This window comes from Shewanella xiamenensis (genome assembly GCF_014647135.1).
Classification (GTDB): Bacteria; Pseudomonadota; Gammaproteobacteria; order Enterobacterales; family Shewanellaceae; genus Shewanella; species Shewanella xiamenensis.
In genome coordinates, this window is sequence record NZ_BMOP01000016.1 from 1 (window position 1) to 19,372 (window position 19,372).

The 19,372-nt window shown below is 44.4% G+C and carries 12 protein-coding genes; 1 reads left to right on the forward strand and 11 read right to left on the reverse strand.

Features of this window, described 5'->3' with window-relative positions:
- Nucleotides 1–82 precede the first annotated feature (82 nt).
- Nucleotides 83–466, reverse strand: coding sequence for an HNH endonuclease (locus IEY09_RS13855; protein WP_229777941.1), 384 nt, complete (start codon nt 464–466; stop codon nt 83–85).
- A 433-nt stretch (nt 467–899) separates the two neighbouring features.
- On the opposite strand from IEY09_RS13855, the gene IEY09_RS13860 reads away from it, so the two are divergent.
- A complete protein-coding gene (locus IEY09_RS13860; RefSeq protein WP_139122667.1) occupies nt 900–1,109 on the forward strand; it encodes a hypothetical protein in 210 nt (69 codons plus the stop codon).
- An 11-nt stretch (nt 1,110–1,120) separates the two neighbouring features.
- Here IEY09_RS13860 and rhlP read toward each other — a convergent pair whose 3' ends face one another.
- The 10 genes from rhlP to pepN all read right to left on the reverse strand — a co-directional run bounded on the left by rhlP (nt 1,121) and on the right by pepN (nt 19,319).
- Nucleotides 1,121–1,969, reverse strand: coding sequence for a rhombotarget lipoprotein (gene rhlP / locus IEY09_RS13865; protein ID WP_188871509.1), 849 nt, complete (start codon nt 1,967–1,969; stop codon nt 1,121–1,123).
- A 213-nt stretch (nt 1,970–2,182) separates the two neighbouring features.
- Complete coding sequence (locus IEY09_RS13870; protein WP_037419319.1) at nt 2,183–2,716, reverse strand: cell division protein ZapC; 534 nt, start codon at nt 2,714–2,716, stop codon at nt 2,183–2,185.
- Between the two features lie 200 nt (nt 2,717–2,916).
- A complete protein-coding gene (gene pyrD, locus IEY09_RS13875) occupies nt 2,917–3,936 on the reverse strand; it encodes a quinone-dependent dihydroorotate dehydrogenase (RefSeq protein ID WP_037419316.1) in 1,020 nt (339 codons plus the stop codon).
- A gap of 62 nt (nt 3,937–3,998) precedes the next feature.
- Entirely contained in the window at nt 3,999–8,843 is a 4,845-nt protein-coding gene (locus IEY09_RS13880) for an NAD-glutamate dehydrogenase (RefSeq protein WP_037419313.1), read from the reverse strand.
- A 265-nt stretch (nt 8,844–9,108) separates the two neighbouring features.
- Entirely contained in the window at nt 9,109–11,427 is a 2,319-nt protein-coding gene (locus tag IEY09_RS13885) for an efflux RND transporter permease subunit (protein WP_055648420.1), read from the reverse strand.
- A 31-nt stretch (nt 11,428–11,458) separates the two neighbouring features.
- A complete protein-coding gene (locus IEY09_RS13890) occupies nt 11,459–12,469 on the reverse strand; it encodes a WD40/YVTN/BNR-like repeat-containing protein (protein ID WP_069455110.1) in 1,011 nt (336 codons plus the stop codon).
- Between the two features lie 54 nt (nt 12,470–12,523).
- Entirely contained in the window at nt 12,524–13,888 is a 1,365-nt protein-coding gene (locus tag IEY09_RS13895) for a DUF1329 domain-containing protein (protein WP_037419306.1), read from the reverse strand.
- 12 nt (nt 13,889–13,900) lie between these two features.
- The gene (locus IEY09_RS13900; protein ID WP_037426466.1) at nt 13,901–15,943 is read right to left on the reverse strand and encodes a DUF1302 domain-containing protein; all 2,043 of its coding nucleotides are present in this window, start codon (nt 15,941–15,943) and stop codon (nt 13,901–13,903) included.
- Between the two features lie 338 nt (nt 15,944–16,281).
- Nucleotides 16,282–16,497, reverse strand: coding sequence for a DUF2835 domain-containing protein (locus IEY09_RS13905; protein WP_188871511.1), 216 nt, complete (start codon nt 16,495–16,497; stop codon nt 16,282–16,284).
- Nucleotides 16,498–16,757: 260 nt separating this feature from the next.
- Complete coding sequence (gene pepN, locus IEY09_RS13910; protein ID WP_188871513.1) at nt 16,758–19,319, reverse strand: aminopeptidase N; 2,562 nt, start codon at nt 19,317–19,319, stop codon at nt 16,758–16,760.
- Between the last annotated feature and the right edge of the window lie 53 nt (nt 19,320–19,372).

A 19,372-nucleotide genomic window follows, 5' to 3' on the forward strand; every position in this document is an offset into this window, starting at 1 on the left:
CTTACGCGATGATTAGGGCTTTGAACAAACTTACTGGGCTAGGCATGCCTGTAACTTACCGTGTAGTTTGATATTTAGACGATTATGAGGGGCTTTGTTCGCTGAATCGATTTAGGAAACAAAGCCTTGCTGAGCTAGTAATCCAGATATTCCAAGGCTTATTACCCTTTGATTGGTTGCATTTTCCACAAGCCGGAACCAAATTATGGATTTCTGAAATATAGCCCGTTGGCTTTTTGTTAAGAACCAAAGGGCGCAAGTGATCCCACTCCGAAGCAATGGCACCACAATAGGCGCATTGAAAGCTATCGTGATCCATGCCAAGAATTTCCAATGCCTCTTTCACTTGCTCACTTGTTGGAACAATTATTGGGATAATTGAATTAATAAATGAGTTCGTGATGCTCGACGACCGCCCCGTGATTTTCATTGGGGTTGGCATTCTGAATAGTGATAAGTAATCCATAACTCTCATTGGCTATAACATTTTATTCGTGTGCATGCGCGTTTACCTCGTTGTACCAGTGAAAACGCGCACAGTTAACTATCTGTATGCAAAGAACTTATCAGCTTTCTGCCAAATACACCATCAGGAAAAACGCGCATGCGCGTTTTCCAAACCTATTAACTAAAATTCAGTTACTATATTCACCTGATTTTATAGAGTTTTATTTATTGCGGATGGAATTAGTGCGCACTGATTTTGTCTAAAAATCATACCAAAACACCTAAATTTAAATATGACTGTATAGCCATACATTATTAGCCGTTTAGCGGTAGGGCCAAACATGGGTAACTAGATGAAAATTTGTATGGCAACAAGAGTAGATATTTTCGATTGAGATAACGAGCTGAAACACGAAAAGGGGTAAAAAGCTTTTAGCCAGATGAACAGTTCAATGGTCATTAAAATTGCCATTGTTGCAACAGTGACCGTTGGCGACATGGATGTCGCCGTCGAGCCTATAGGGATATATTCACGGCGTGTCACTGGGGAAGCAATGGCAATTAATCCTACACACCTGACGACAAACTTTTCTCGCTTTGAGGCAAAAGCTTTTAAAGGGATGCATATCTTCCTAACTCACCTTCCCTATCTCACTAAATAACCCCAACTCAACTATTCTCGGCAGATAGTTAAACGGCGAAGCGCAAATATGCCCAGTAGCGAAAGAATTAATAGGGATAAACTGCCACCGCCGCTATAACCTTGTTTATGTTCTATGGTCGCAATATGTTCTTCTTTCACGCGGGTTTTAAAGCGAGCTAATTCGGCGTCTAAATTAGTGATCATATCGTTTACCGCTAGCTCAAAGCCTTCGGCGGATTTTTCACGTAACACATTGGTGACGTTCACCGCGGTTGAAGTGTCGGTAAGTTGGTTGATGCCGGGCGCCCTAAACAGCATTTTTTGGCTGCGCATATCAAATACGGCGGTATCGACAAAGGTTTGGATCGCGTTTTCATTGCCGGGCACCATATACATGCCGACTATGGTCCAATACAGCAGTGAAGCCTTATTCTCGCTGCTTTGTAACAGTTGATCGTAAGACACCAGTGCCATTACATCGACATCATGTAAGCGGGCGACCTGCTGTAAGGTGCTAAAACCTTTGCCATTTTTAAGATAAGTGCTGGGGATTAATTCGATTCGATCAATAAAGTCATATTTAACAAATGACTGTTTCACTTTATCCAGCAAGGCGATTTGCGAGCTGCTATCGAGGGCTTCGTATTGCCAATGGGTGGAAGGTAAAAAGGCGATACCAACCGTGATGGGAAGACGCAGCACTGGGATACTAGGCTGCTGCGCCTCACGCTGCTTATCGTCGGGATAGAGATATTCAACCAGACTGCTGGAAACGACGTTTTTTTCGGTGGTGTTACCGTTAAAAAAAGCACTGCAACCACCAAGCATGATGCTAATCGATGCCAGCGCACCCACAAGCGCTATGAATTTTGTCTTCATCTGTTTCCCTACCGTATCCTTACTGCGCACAGGCCACGCAACCCGTACATATTGCCGCTACCTTAGCGAGTCACTGCTGTAAAAACAAGCCGTTAACTTCACATATCGCGCTTTTGTTTGGCTTTTTAGAGGCTTAAAAACAACAAAGCCGCATCGAAATGCGGCTTTGGCTTTGATAACGACATAAATAACATCACAAACTAATCATAATGATTATGCTGCAACCACATGCCGCTGTGCGCGAAGTGGGTGTAAACGATTATGCATTACTTTAATAGTTTCAAACTGCACCATAGTTTTAGCACCGGATAACACACATTCAGGTGATAGCAACATCACTAACGCCGATTGTAAGGTGTTTTCGACGACTAACACTAATGCACGTTGTTTTTGGCATTTAAGCTCAAAGACTTTACCTACATCACTGTAAACGCATACATCACTGGTATCAAAAAACCAAGATTTAGGCATTTGGGGAGTCAGCATAAAATGGGCCGCTGTCGCATTAAGGGCAATTTGCACTATTGCGGCATCGGTTAGAGATAAGTTTTTTGGCAACTTGTCGAGTAAGCTCATATAGAATTTGGCGTGCGCGATATTAAATTCCATGCTTGATAAGGCATCAGGAATTAATGATTTCGCTTTATAAGCCGTCAGAAATTCTATCTCGGAACCTAACGAAACGCCTAATACACCATACGAATCGTTATATTTCCAGTGCCAATCCTTTTGTGGCAATAATAACATAACGTTTACCTACTATTTGAACACTGCCACATCATAGTAGATATTTTATGCAATATCAAAATAAAAATAATAAAATACAAATTAATTAACAATTACTTAGAAGATCTATTTAGAGATCATAACCGCGATCTGATGATCGTTTTAGATCGCGGTTATGATAAAAGATCTTGTTTTAGATCCTTAGTGAGATTTAAAGATCATTATTTTAAGCGATAAGCTTCAACTATCTCTTTAATTAATTTTGGACCTTGATAAATAAAACCAGAGTAAATCTGAACCATTGTCGCACCGGCATCAAATTTTGCTAAGGCATCTTCAGCACTATTAATCCCGCCCACACCAATAATTGGGAGTTTTCCCTGTAAAGAAGTCGCCAATTGTTTAATCACTTTTGTTGACAGTTCTGTTAAAGGTTTACCGCTTAAACCACCGCTTTCATTAGCATTGGTAAGCCCGCTAACACCGTCACGAGTTAAGGTTGTATTGGTCGCAATTGCACCATCAAACTGATTTTTAATTAATGCTTGAGCAATATTTTCAATTTCTTCTGTGGTTAAATCGGGAGCAATTTTAAGGGCTATTGGTACATATTTTTTATGTTTCTCAGCTAGCTCAAGTTGCTTGGTTTTTAATGCGCTTAATAATTCATCTAATAGATCGCCATATTGCAACGATCGTAATCCCGGCGTATTGGGTGATGAAATATTCACCGCAATATAGGCGGCATAAGGATAAACTTTATCCATGCAGATCAAATAATCGTCTTTCCCCTGCTCTACTGGCGTGTCTTTATTTTTACCTATATTGACCCCAACCATGATATCGGTTTTCTTTGCGATCAAATTTTTGACCAGATTATCGACACCTTTGTTATTAAAGCCCATGCGATTGATAATCGCCTTGGCGGGTTTTAATCTAAATAAACGGGGTAAATCATTACCGGGTTGTGGTCTTGGAGTAACAGTTCCCACTTCCACATGACCAAATCCCATCGCATGAAAAGCATCGATCGACTCACCATCTTTATCCATACCTGCGGCTAAACCCACAGGATTTGGAAACGTCAGCCCCATAAAACTCACTGGCGCAGGAGCAATATGCTGAGCATAAAAAGCATTCAGAGGGCTATTACCTGTCAGTCTCAGGCTACCAATGGCTAAATTATGCGCTCGCTCAGGATCCATCTGAAACATGACTTTCTGTGCGATTTTATAAAACATGTACTTTCCTCGACCTAAAAAAAGCCCCGGCGATCGCCAGGGCTTCTGATTGTTATAAAAGTTTACTTTTGCCCTTCGCAGTGAAGGATCAGAAGGTTAAGTTCACGTAGGGCGACAGAGAACTTAGCAAACTCATGGCTTTGCGACGTTTTAAAGTCAGCTAGCATATGGAACCATCTTTCCAGTAAGGCTTGATTAGTATCAATCCACTGGGAAATCACGCTCTGTGCGTTACAGGTTGCACTGCACGTTCTTAAAACCACTGACGTCAACGCACGTTGCTGCCAATCCAGCTCTTCCCTAAAGGCTGCACGGGCCAGTGCTTGCCAATGGTTAGTAACTGGTTGCGCACTGATCTGTTCTAGGAACCAGTGCAGCTCAACACGGGCACCGAGTTTGAAATAAGTCTCGGCAACAAGCGCAACTGTCTTCTCTTCTGTCTGCGCAATTTGCGCAATATCAAGTGTAGAGAACAGTGTGCTCATATTAGCAACGGTAGAGGCAACATCCTGAGGCACATTCTCTTTAATCAGAGCATTGATCTCAGCTTGGATACCTGCCGCTTCTTCTTCGACTAAGTATGAATGAACATTCGCTTTGAGTTGTTCAAATACAGGTTTGAAGAAAGCAACAGTTTGCTCAATGCTCCAACTACGGTTACGGTGACGCAGGAACCAGCGGCATGCACGACGCATATTACGACGTAACTGGTGCAACATTTCACCTTGAACCACAGCAGGTACAATACCGTTTAAGTCAGTGATTGATTTAGTTAGTTCAGCTAAACCAAAGACTTCGCGAGCCATAGTGTAACAAATCGCCGCATCGGCAACTGAGGCACCTGTCTCATCTTGCATACGTTGAACAAAGTTAAGCCCCATGTCGTTGACCAACTCGTTGGCCAGCGATGTAGCAATGATTTCACCGCGCAATGGGTGCGTAACCATTTTATGACTGTACAGTTCCTGAAGTTTTTTCGGGAAGTATGCAATCAACAATTGGCTCAACAATGTATCTTCAGTGATTTCAGGGGTGAGTAACTGCTCTTTCAGCACCATCTTAGCGTAAGCCACCAGCACTGATAGCTCTGGACGCGTTAATGCACGGCCATTAGCTAGACGTTCTGCGAGTTCTTCTTCCGAAGGTAAGAATTCTAACGCACGGTCTAACTTGCCTTCTTTCTCCAGATACTGGATAAAGCGAATTTGCTCTTTTAGTTGTTCTGCACCACGGACTTGAGTCACCGAAATCGTGCGAGTTTGGTCTTTACAGTCTTGTAGAACAATTTGACCCACTTCTTCGGTCATCTCTTCCAGTAAACGGTTACGTTGCTTGAGTGTCAATTCACCCTCAGCCACTAACGCGTTTAACAGAATCTTGATGTTTACTTCGTTGTCAGAACAATCTACACCACCTACGTTATCCACGAAGTCAGTGTTGATACGACCACCGTTGGCCGCGTACTCAATACGACCTAATTGGGTACAACCTAAGTTACCACCCTCGCCCACGATCTTGGCGCGCAGTTCACGACCATTGACGCGCAGTGCATCGTTAGCGCGGTCGCCGACTTCAGCATTGGTTTCGCGGGAAGACTTAACGTAAGTACCGATGCCACCGTTCCAAATCAGATCGACTGGCATTTTCAGCAGCTCTTTCATCAACTCGGTTGGTGTCATCGACGCCTTTTCAGTTTCCAGCATTTGTTTCATTTCAGCAGATAATGGAATCGACTTAGATGAACGCAGGAAGATGCCGCCGCCTTTAGAGATCAGTTTGCTGTTGTAGTCTTCCCAACTTGAACGTGGCAGTGCGAACAAACGGGCACGCTCTTCATAACTGGCAGCAGCATCCGGATTTGGATCGATAAAGATATGCATATGGTTGAATGCGGCCACAAGTTTTGTGTGCTTAGACAACAACATACCGTTACCAAATACGTCACCCGCCATATCGCCGATACCTAAACAGGTAAAGTCGGTAGTTTGGCAATCGATACCCACTTCGCGGAAATGGCGCTTAACAGATTCCCAGCCACCTTTAGCCGTGATACCCATTTTCTTATGGTCGTAACCGTTACTACCACCCGATGCGAACGCATCACCTAACCAGAAATTGTATTCTTGGGAAATGGCGTTAGCGATATCTGAGAAGGTCGCAGTGCCTTTATCCGCAGCCACAACGAGGTATGGATCATCCTCATCATGACGCACCACATCTACTGGATGTACGATTTCACCGTTAACGATGTTGTCAGTAATATCGAGCAGTGCACGAATAAAGATGCGGTAGCACTCTTGGCCTTCAGTGAAGAACGCCTCACGGCCCCCTTCAGTTGGCAGCTGCTTACAAACGAAACCACCTTTTGCCCCTACAGGGACAATAACGGTGTTTTTCACTTGCTGTGCTTTCACTAAGCCAAGCACTTCGGTACGGAAGTCTTCACGACGGTCAGACCAACGCAAACCACCACGAGCCACTTTACCACCACGTAAATGCACACCTTCAACCCGTGGCGAATAAACGAAAATTTCGAATTTCGGTAGTGGGCGTGGCATTTCAGGGATCATCGAAGGCATAAACTTGAAGGAGATATAGCTCTTCGGTTCACCCTTAGCATCTAATTGATAGAAGTTTGTCCGCAGCGTAGCGTTAATCAGATCGAGGTAACGACGGATAATACGGTCATCATCTAAGCTTGATACTTCGTCTAAACGTAGGTTGATCTGCTCCATAAACTTGCCCAATGTGCGGGTTTTCAGTTTTGGATTGAACTTACGGATAAACATTTTTACCAACAAATCAGCGATTTGTGGATAACGACCGAAGGTTTCTTCAATATAGGCTTGGCTGAATGTCGCATCGATTTGACGCATGTATTTAGCGTAAGCACGCAGTACGGATACTTCACGGCCCGTTAAACCTGACGCCAGAATGATACGGTTAAAACCGTCATCTTCTAATTTCTTTTGCCACACTTGAGACAGTGCCGTTTGGAATCTGTCTTGGCTATCGGCGATATTGTCAGTATTGGCGACTTTGACCGTCATTAAGAAGTCTAAGATCCAGAAGGTTGAACCGTCTGAGGTCGTCACTTCATAAGGGCGCTCGTTGATCACGCGCAGACCAAAGTTTTCCAGCATTGGCAGTACGTCAGAAAGATGGATTGGTTCATCTTTATGGAACAGTTTTAAACGCACTTTGTTGTCGTTCAGCGCAGCTTCCTGCGGTTGATAGAACAACATGCCTAATTTGTGTTCGTCATCTAGCGCTTCAAGCTGTTGCATATCCACAACGGCCGAGCTTGGCAATACATCTTCTTTATAGCTTTGTTCGAAGGCGTTAGCGTAACGCTTCATCAGATGAGTACCGGCTTCTTCACCTAAGGCGTTATTTAGCGCAGTATTTAACTTATCTTCCCAAGAACGTGCCGCTTCAATTAAATTGTTCTCTATGGCAGCCACATCTACATCCATATTATTGTTATCAACTTTGACAATGTAGTGAGTACGGGCCAGGGTTGACTCGGAGAAATATGTCGTAAACTCTACATCTTCTTTGCTGTTGAAATGCTGGGCCAGAATACGCTGGGTATCTTGGCGAAGTTTAGTGTTGTAACGATCTTTAGAAACATACACTAAACAGGATAAGAAACGCCCGAAACCATCTTTACGAACAAAGAGTTTCAGTTTATCCCTGTCTTGCATCTCGAGCACACCGTGCGCTGTGTGTGCTAAATCTTCCACATTGGCTTGAATTAGCTCATCGCGCGGTAAGTTTTCGAGAATGTTCAGTAGGGCTTTGTAATCGTGAGAACGTGGCGTTAAACCTGAGCGATCTAATACACGTTGAACTTTTTCGTTCAGCAGCGGGATCTCACGTGGGCTGCGGTTATACACGTTTGAAGCGTATAAACCGATGAATCTGTCTTCACCAACCACATTGCCTTTTTTGTCGAAGCGTTTGATACCGATATAGTCAACATAGGCTGGACGGTGCACACGGCTCTTGGCGCTGCTCTTAGTCAGGATCAACAAACTGTGATCTAAGGCTTCTTTACGCGCACTATCAGAGAAGCTTGATAGCAACAAACCTTGCTCTGGTTGAGCCTTATGGTGCTTGTTCATTAAGCCTAAACTCGAGGCCATATTCGGCACCAACTCAACATCCCCTTCAACACGTTTTAAATCGTATTGACGGTAGCCCAGTAAGGTAAAATGATGATTATTAAGATAAGTTAGGAAGTTAATCGCTTCTTCTAACTCTTGCTTCTCACCGGGGAATGGACGCTTAGGCAGGTCTTTAATAGTCTCACTCAGCTTGGCTGACATGGCTTCCCAGTCATTAACTGATGCGGCGACATCGCCAAGCACTGATTGGATTTCACGCTCAAGGGCTTTGATATCCGCGCTACTGTTTTGACGATCGATTTCAATCAGGAAAACCGCGACCTGCTCAGTGCTGTCAGGGCTTTGCTTCAAGTAAGTTACTTTAGTGACTTCTTGCGCTGAACGCTCAATCGCCAGCGGAGTGTGTAACATCATATGGGCCGTAATACCCATGCGATTCAATGCCATACCAACAGAATCAACCAAGAATGGCATATCAGGTTGGATGACTTCAATGATCGAATGGGTCGATTGCCAGCCGTGTTTAGACTGACTTGGGTTGAATACTCTGAGGTGAGTTTCCCCTTTCGGGGTTTTATTCAGTGCATTCCATAAACTGAGAACGGCACCGTACAGATCGCTGTCATTACGCGCATTGAGGTCGTCTTTCGACATGTGGGCATAAAGGCAGGTCGCGAACTGTTCAACTTGCTTGGCTTGTGAATTAGGGACTTTAGCGTGAATTAAACTGACTACATTTTCAAGTAGTACTGAAGGCATTGCATCTTTCAAGGCCATGTTGCTGTTTCCTTAAGCGTCTATGGCAGCGCTTTTTTTCATTATTTGGATGCTTCGGCTTAACAATCTGAGAAAAGCGAGTGTGATCTAGATCGTCGCGCGAAGTTTATTACTAAATCCTCTGTATTTCGAGGAAAATTTTAGTGGTACATCCTCTTGAAATCCAGTCGCCACGCGATTAAAGCACACAAAATGACCAAACAATCGTAAAAACAGACTATCTATGCAAAAGAAAATGGGGAGTTAAACTCCCCATTCATTGATACTACTTAGCTTGTCGCCAAAACACTGCCGACAACGCTGGCAAGATAATTATTGCCCCCAACATATTTACCACAAACATGAAAGTAAGCAGGATCCCCATATCCATTTGGAACTTTAGCGCCGAGAAAAACCAAGTGCTTACCCCAATCGCCAAGGTTAAGCCGGTGAATATCACTGCACTGCCCCGCTCGACTAAGGCTTCATAGTAGGCTTGTTGAACTGGCATCCCATTCGACAACTTGGACGACATGGTCGACAGGATATAGATACCATAGTCGACCCCGATGCCTACACCAAGGGCGATAACGGGTAAGGTACTAACAGCTAAGCCAATATTGAGCTGAGTCATCAACGCTTGCGCCAGTGTTGAGACTACATAAAGTGGAATAATCACCGCTACCGTTGCCTTAAATGACTTAAAGCTGATAAGGCAAAGTACAAATACTGCGCCATACACATAGATCATCATAGGTAATTGGGCTTCAGCAACGGCTTCATTGGTTGCGGCCATCACTCCCACTGGGCCAGAGGCTAGCTTAAATTGCAGCTTATCATTATTCATTTTGGCCGCGACCGCTTTCACCTTGGCAACCACAGTCTCAATGGTTTCTGCTTTATGATCCTGCATAAATAAATACACTGGCATCACCGAGCAATCACCATTTAACAACCCTGACGTCGTAGGAATTTGACCAATCGCCTGCACTAAACTCGCCGTTGTACGCGGCAACACTTCCCATCTTGGATTGCCTTCGTTAAAACCTGCGTTTACCTTTTTCGCCACGGATGCCAAGCTAACGGTTGACTCAACGCCAGGAGTATTACGTACCAACCACTCAAACTCATCAATCTGGGTCAATACATCGTGATAGGTACAAGCTTCTGGAGTAGCTTCAACTATCACAGTCATTACATCCGTGGTGATAGAGAAGTGGTCGGTAATAAAGAAAGTATCTAGGTTATAACGTGAATCTTGGTGCAGAGCAGGCGCGCCGCCTTGTAGATCACCAATTTTCATCTGGTTTGCCTGTTGCAGCCCCAAAAAATACAAGGCTATCGTTGCCACTATCACTACCATCGCATATTTAGGCGTAGCAAATTTTGCTAGGTAGCGCCAAATCGCCTCGGCACGCACTTCATCCGATGATGGCGCAGCACCTTGTGGCGCAACTTTGAGCTCAGTAAAGGAAATCACCAGCGGTAACAGGATAAGGTTAGTGAAAATAATCACACCGACACCTAAGGATGCCGAAATCGCTAGCTCTCTAATAATACCAATATCAATAGAGAGTAACGTAATAAAACCCACTGTATCAGACAGTAATGCTACGCCACCGGGGACGAGTAAGCTACGAAACGCCGAAGCCGAGGCCGCCTTGGTCGTTTGTCCATCCATCACCCGACGTCTTACCGCGTTAATAATCTGTACACCGTGACTAACACCAATCGCAAACACCAGAAATGGCACCAGAATCGACATCGGATCGAGACCGAAACCAATTACCGTTAATAAACCAAGCTGCCAGATCACCGCAGTTAAGCTACAGACGAGAGGGAATATTGTCAGAATAATCGATTTAGAAAACAGATAGACCATTACAGCGGTGATAAAAATGGCAATCACGAAGAACAGCAATACGCCTTTGGCACCATCGGCCACGTCACCCGCCATCTTGGCAAAACCAATGATATGGATTTTCACCTTGTCGGTTTCATACTTACCGCGAAGCTCCTTCTCCAACTGAGCGGCAAAGGCAATGGTATCTAAGGGTTTACCCGTTTGTGGATCAAAGTCCATCAACTGGGCCGACACCATAGCAGCACTGTAATCATTGGCAATCAAACGTCCCACAATGCCTGCTTTTTCGATGTTATCGCGCACCGTATTTAAACCCGCTTCAGTGGTCGTAAAATCGGCGGGGATCACAGGGCCGCCAGCAAAACCATCTTCGACAACCTCAGTAAAACGAGTCGAAGGTGAAAACAAGGATTTCACCTGCGAGCGGTCAACACCTGGAATAAAAAATAGCTGATCATGGACATTTTTAAGGGTATCAAAAAAGTTAGGGTTAAAAATATTGCCGCTGGTGTCTTCCACCGCCACCATAATGCTATTGGCGCCACCAAAATCTTTTTGGTGTTTGAGGTAGGTTTGCATATAGCTATGATTGAGCGGAATATTTTTAATGAATGCCGCATCCATTTTTAATTGGCTTGCCTGGTAGCCCAAAAAAAACGTCAGCAAAATAAAAATGCTCACCACCCAAGCACGGTTGCGGAATAAAAATGACTCAAATCCGTTGACCAGTTTTTCTAACATCTTATCGGCCCTGTTATTGTTGTTTTATCATTTATGGCTTCAGAGTGAGTAGCCCTTGGCTACCCGATAACCACACATTCCCTTGGTTATCTTTGGCAATTGAAACTAAGTTTTCCCCTTGGCGACGAGTGACAATACTCGAACTATCATCCTTATTTAACTGGATAACCACGCCAGCATTTCCCACTAGATAAAGGCTAGTGTCCGAGCTAACCATGGCGCCGTTGATGGATGATTTAACTGGCATCTCAATCTCATCCCATTGGCCAAGACTCAAATCCGCCTTAAAAACATGCCCCCTAAGCCCCATTACGTAGACTGAATCCTGCAATTGGATAGCATTGAACATAGAGCCATCGTAATCAAACCCTGTGCGGGTAAAGGTTTGGCCTTTATCAGCCGACACCGCCACTAAACCAAGCTCTCCGACTAATAATAAGCGGCCATCATTAAGCTCAATCATCCGATTAAAATGTGGCAATAATGAGGCGCGCTCGGTCAGATAAGCGTCTTGGTCGCTATTTTTTAACTCAGCTAAATAGGACACATCTTCTTCGGCCAGTAACTCTTCATGGAATTCCTCAGCCCAATTTGCGCCACCATCACGGGTGCGATAGAAAAGCCCGTAAGCACCAATCGCTATGCCCTCTTGTTCATTTAAAAACAACACATCAAGGAAAGGCTTTTCAATTTCAGTCGACTGCATTTGTAACGACCAAGTTTGGCCGCCATCTTGAGTGTGCAAAATGGTGGCATCGTGACCAACAGCCCAACCGAGTTTTTCAGTTAAAAAGAAAACCTTTGTTAACTGAACCGAAGTTGGCGTCGGAACTTGTTGCCATTTGTCATTTAACACTAACACATGACCACGCTCACCCACGGCAACCAAATGCTGCCCAGCGTGTGCAATATCGAGCACTAAAGAAGATGCGGCCAACGGCTGGATTTGTGGAAAACGCTCTGGCACAGCAGAAAACAACGGGGAAGAAAATAAACAACCAACACTTATCGCAGCGACACATTGAAGGATGCGAAACGACATACAAACTTCCTTAAACTAATGAGGGGCGCTTAGCGCCCCTTTTACCGTGGCTGATTAACGAATACCTTCGCGACGCAGCGCATCTGGGGTGAAGTTCGCTTCACTCAGTTTGGCATCGAAATTATACATACCGCTCTGGTTGTCTAAGCCCATAGCTAAGTAACGACGGGACTGCAAATCATGGAACACTTCTAAGGTATCCCACTGGGTAGGTACTTCGTAATAGTTCAAACCATGAGCAACCGCCACACGATAAAGTTCATTACGGTTGTCATACAGATCGGCAATCGATACCTGCCAAGAGTCTTCATCAAGATACATCACGCGGGTTTTATAGATATGGCGCATACCGTCTTTCAGTGTCGCCTTAACTTCCCACACGCGGTGTTTTTCCCAACGGACGAACTCAGGATTGATATGACCGGGTTTTAAAATTTGGTCATATTTCAACTTATCTGAATGCAATTTGTAGTCATTGTAAGGAATATAGATTTCTTTCTTGCCCACAAGCTCCCAGTTGTAGCGCACGGGTGAGCCGTTAAACATGTCGAAATCGTCAGTGGTGCGCAGACCATCGGATACGGTACCCGGTGTATCAAACGCAACGTTGGGAGCCTTACGCACGCGGCGCTGACCAGTGTTATAGGTCCATGCTTGACGTGGTAATGCTTCTTGATCCATGGTTTCTTTAACTAGCAGCGCAGTACCCGCTAAACGTGCAGGTTGAGTCACTACTTGTTTAAAATAAAACAAGGTGTTGCTCGCTTTTAACTGATCTAAAGTAATCTCAGGACGAGAATACTCGAAACGGATTTCCTCGGCAGTTTCCACTAAGGTGAAACTACCATCAGCTGTCGGTGCCGCTTGGCTACGTGAGGTTTCAACATCCACACCACGGAAGCGTAGAATATGGTTCCAAATGGCTTCTAAACCGTTAGCCGGAATAGGGAATGGAATACCTATCGATGCACCCGAAATACCATTACCTTGCGCCACCAATTCGGCACGGGTCGCATTGGCTTTGGTCGCATCGTAGACAAATTGCGGTACGGAAGCACTACGACGAGTCTTGTACACATTCATCTTGTAAGTATCAGGATAAAGCTCAAATAATTTCATCTGACCTGGGGTCAAAAAATCTTTATATTGCGCTTTGTTTGCATTGGTAATGGTAAATTCAATCTTATCTTCAGGGAAAGGATCAGGATGATGCATCCCCTTAGTGTAACCCGCTACTGGCTTAGTAATACCACCATCCCATGCGGGGATAGAACCATCAGCATTTCCAGCCTTTTCAGCACCTAATGGGGTTAATTCGTTACCCAGTTTTGCGGCCTCGACTTCGGATACTTTAGCCATCGCTGCTGGTGCTACAAGTGCCATAATGACCGCACTTGCCAATATCGACAGTTTCTTCATTGTTATAGTCCTTTAGATCGAATACTTGATATTGAATGAAATATAATCACGATCTGCCATCGCGTTGGTTGTACCTACACCACCAAAGAAGTTGTTGTAGGACAGATCGGCCCCCCAACGGTTTTGGTATTCAAAGTTCAGACCCAAAGCGACTGACTTGCGTCCCTCTGTGAAGAGGAACATAGGATCTGGTGTAATACCATCAACATCGTGCGAGAAAATCATCCGTGGAGACATGTTCACACCCGCAAACAAGTTGTTGAACTCAGCTTTAGCTACAAGGCGATATCCCCATGCGAAATCGGTTGGGAATGGGTTAGTTTCAGGGCCGTTATGCAACGCTTGAATAATGCCTGGCATATCAGGATTACCTCCAGAACGCGCCGTTCCAGGACCATTTAAGCGCAATTCATCAAACCCAGGCATATCATGGATCCACACCCCGCCAACTTCAGCTAACATCGTCAGGTTATCTAGGCCCAATGTAGGACCAAATAGGTGAGTGAAAGTGACTTGCGCCTGAGTCGTATCTAAGCGGATAAAGCCGTCAACGGTATCACCAGGCTTTACTCCATCAATTTGTGAAATACCGTCGAAATCGGGGCGAATACCGGCATTTGCTAACTGCTGAGGCATACCTGCGAACAGTAGTTCTACGTCATCAATTTGCAGCGGTTCATCTTGGCGGTGGGCAATTTCAGCACCGACTGAAGTATCGCCTAGTGAAGTGTTAAAACTGAAGCCATAAAGCTTGATGTCTTCAGGGTACACAATTTGCGCTTTAGAGAAACTCTTTAAGCTGAGCAGTAATTCGCGGTTGATATCACCCGCATTTTGCCCCAGAACCGCTAAGTCAGATAACAGAGCACCGGTGCTAAAATCGGCGGCTGTACCGCTGATCAGCGGACGGCGGCTATGGTAGTTCATAAAATAGAAACCAAACTCGGTATCGCCCAATTCAGGCGCGTAATACCCCAATTTGACACCATATTGGCCATCATTACTTGGCTCTTGTTCATCTTGCACTAAAGTGACTTTAGTTGGATAAGCTAATGCCATCGCGACGAGCTGTTGCGTTGGAATTGTCTGACCACTGGCAATCATCCCTGCTAGACGTTGATATTCCTGCATCACAAAGTCTAAGTTGATATCAGGGTTGGCGTTAAAACCTAACTGTGCGTTTTGATTGTAGCCACCAAAGCCAGCAAAATCGTTAGTCGCAAAAATTGAACCGGGCGTTGGCACCCAAATAGGTTCCCAATCATATTGATAGAAAGCTTCTACCGATAAGTTTTCTGTGATCCCAAGAGAAGCCCACACCATGCCCTGAGGTCTAAAGGCTTCTTTCAGTTCTGCACCGGGAGCATTAAGGATGTTCAAATCAACAGGGTTAATCTCACCAATACCATGGGCGATAAGAGTACTTTCCCCCCAAGAAACCACTTGGTTACCTAAACGGATAGAGAGTGGATTGGCACCGTCATTTAAATCAAAATTCGCATAAACAAAGGCATCTAACAGACGGATGTCCTTACATTGCACTTCTGAAGCACGATTATCCTCACAAGGATCGAATTCTTTGCCTGTTATCGGATCATTGAAGTCATAGTTACCATCGTTTAATTTACGATCGTAAAAATACATGCCACGAGCAAACAGACCATAGTTCTCATACTTCAGGGACAGCTCATGTAATCCTTTAACAATCTCAGAAGTAGTATCACCCTGAGAATAAAGCAAATTACTTAAATCGTTATTGCTTGAATAGGAACCTGGCTGTGCCCAAATCTCAGCAGATGTGTATTTAGTATTGCCAAACGCAGTATAATTCGACCAATCAAATTGTGGCTGGTTAACTTTACCAATTTGTCCATCCCAATCGCGCTCACCGACACGCCAACTGGCACCCGCAGTCCACGTTGAGTCAAACGTGCCTTGTACCTCCCCCCAATCGAACGCAACCGCATTAACATTCGATATCATCAACAAACTCAATGCCGACGCCACCCCCAAAGCAAGCGCCGACTTGTTAAAACTTTTTTTAACAATTTTCATTTTAGCTCTCCGTACCCTGCTGGATTCTTTGTTTTAGGAATTACAACCAACATCTTGTTAGCTCACAGGTAACATCATTGTTACAGCAATTAATCCCTATGAGCAAGGCACAGTTAGAGAAAATTTTCTAAAGAATTAAGCACGTAGACACATTTATGTCATCGAGTACAAAGATGGGATTTAAATTAGTAAAGCAGAAGATTGGAATACTGAGGCAAAACAAGATAAAAAATCATAAATTTCATTAACATAATCACAAAGAAATTATCATGTTTTATTAATTGTAATTAGTCGACCGTTTAAAGTAATTACTCTAAGATAAAATCAACAATTTGTTTCTACAACCGCTCCAATGACACAAATTGACCTTTATCGTCGAGCACGAGTTTAAACTGCCCATGAATACCATTTTCAGTTAAAAAACGCCTAAAATGTCGCCCGCTAATCCAAAGGATCCGCCCTTCACGTTCACGCACTTCAACTTTATCGGCCAGCCCTTGATAGTAAGGTAAAAAATCTTGATAGCTAAGGGTTAACTTAAAATACAATTCCATATTGATAAGGGCAGCAAAATGCTGCCCTCCTCCTCTAATTAACCTGAACTCGGGGTAACGAGTGTCGAATAACCTAAATTAAATAAACTAAATCAATGCTATAAATGATTATTTTGAAACGAAAAATCTATTATCTGGCTGAATGCCAGATTTGTGCGCATATCAAGGCGCTCTTCGTATGCCATAGCGAGCGATAGTGAAACAGAGCAACGCAGAGAGGCTCGAAAAGAGCCTATTCAGCGGCTCTGCTTATCTCGAGCTCAGGTTAATGACGACTTCGCTAACGCTTTGGACACTTTTTCGAATAAATCCTTAGAGAGTCCAGGTAAGTCTAATAAACGCGTTAAACAGGCCTTAATCTTACGCTGACGTGTTTCATCGAATTTACTGAATTGGATCAGCGGTGTCACCATTCTGGCGGCAACTTGTGGGTTAAGCTGATTTAAGTTGATAAGGCACTCAGTTAAAAACTCATAACCTCTGCCATCGGCGCGGTGGAATTGATAAATATTCCCAGCGGCAAAACTACCAATAAGCGAACGTACCCGATTGGGATTACTCATGCTAAAACTCGCGTGTTGTTGTAATTGACGTAATTTATCAATCACATCATCGCTATCATGAGTCGCCTGTAACATAAACCATTTATCCATCACTAGCGGCGTATCACGCCAGCGCGTCTCAAACTGAGCCATTAACTGGTCACGGCAAGTTAAAGAGCCAACATTGGCTGCCGTTAATGCGCCGAGCGAATCCGTCATATTACAAGCCTTAGCAAACTGCTCTACCACAAAGGTTTCGGCATCATTGCTAACTCGGCTAAGCCAATTTAGACATTGGTTTTTAAGGGCGCGGGCTTTAGTGCAATCCAAATTAACTAATGAGCGATAAAGTGCCGTTAATTCATCTTCGCAGTAAGCAGCAAGCTCGGTGAGCACAAATTCACGCGCGAGCGCTAACGCATCAAGGTCAACAGTATCAGTTTGCTCAATCAAAGCGGAAGCCGATGGAATCGCTAAAATCTCAGCCATTAATGCCTGATCGAGTTTCTCATCGAGTAAAGCCCCTTTAAAACTATCCTTCACTCTTTCATCTAAGGTCATCGTCTGATGTTGCTGTAAATGATCAACATTTTGCCAAATTGCTTGGCTAACGAGAGTAACGGATGCCTCCCAACGCGCCACTTCACTCGAAGCAAAACGCATCAAATGAACAAGTTGGTCAACTTCGAAGGGATAGTGCAATTTAACTGGCGCAGAGAAATCTTGCAGCAATGACGCCACAGGTTTATGGCGGAGTCCTTCAAAAGTAAATACTTGTTCGGCTTCAGTAAAACTGAGCACTTGGTTGACCAGTGATAGTCCCTTATCATCCAACAGCTCCAGACTAAAAGGAATATGCAGCGGCGAGGTGCAGCCTGTAAGAGTCTGTTTAAGTGTTAACTGATAACGCCCTGATGCAGCATCGAAACTGTCGCTTGCGGTTACTACCGGCGTACCTGCTTGGCTATACCAGAGGCGGAATTGGGTTAAATCGATACCACTGGCATCTTCCATCGCCGCAACAAAATCATCGCAGGTCACAGCTTGGCCATCGTGGCGTTTAAAGTATAACTTCATCCCCGCTTGGAAACGGGCTTCACCAAGCAAAGTGTGCATCATGCGAATAACTTCGGCGCCCTTGTTATACACTGTCACCGTATAAAAGTTATTCATCTCAATCACGGACTCTGGACGAATTGGATGTGCCATTGGGCCTGAGTCTTCAGCGAACTGCTGGTTTTTGATGACTTTAATGGCGTGAATTCGATTTACCGCGCGCGAACCTAAATCCGAACTAAACTCTTGGTCGCGAAAAACCGTTAAGCCTTCTTTGAGACTTAATTGGAACCAATCACGGCAAGTGACACGGTTGCCCGTCCAGTTATGGAAATATTCATGGCCGACTACGGATTCAATACCATGGTAATCCTCATCAGTCGCGGTCAAAGTATCGGCGAGGACATATTTGGTATTAAAGATATTTAAGCCTTTATTTTCCATCGCCCCCATATTGAAAAAGTCGACAGCAACGATCATGTAGATATCTAAATCATATTCAAGGTCAAAACGGGACTCATCCCAAGCCATAGACTTTTTAAGGGATGCCATAGCATGGTGCGCCTTATGCAAATTCCCTTTATCAACAAAAACCTGTAGCACCACTTTGCGCTGACTGCGGGTAATAAACTCATCCCGTAACAGATCAAAATCACCTGCCACGAGGGCAAAAAGATAGGCCGGCTTGGGGAAAGGGTCCTGCCAACGTACATAATGGCGTCCGCCATCGAGCTCACCTTTGTCAATCAAATTGCCGTTACTGAGCAGGAACGGGAACGCCAGCTTGTCGGCTTCAATACGCACAGTATATTTAGCCAATACGTCAGGACGGTCGAGGAAGTAAGTGATACGTCTAAAGCCTTCAGCTTCACACTGGGTGCAATAGGCACCGTCAGACATATAAAGCCCTTCGAGGCTTGAGTTGGCTTCAGGATCCAGTTGGGTGATGATGGTCAGCTCAAACTCATTTAGGGTCGTTTCGATTGTCAACTGCCCTTCACCAACTTGATACGCTACCTGTTGACCATCAATCGCCACGCTGACTAAGGTTAATCCTTCACCATCAAGCACTAAAGGATTAGCGTGGGAAGAGCTACGTTTAACCTTGCTAATAGCCTTAACAACGGTATTTTTACCGTTAAGATTAACATCTAAGTCGATGGATTCAATCGTGAACTGGGGAGCTTGGTAGTCTTTAAGGTATTTTGCTTGAACTTGTGTCATTTCGTTCCCTTTAACACTGATTTAAATAAGAAAAACGCGCCATAAGCGCGTTT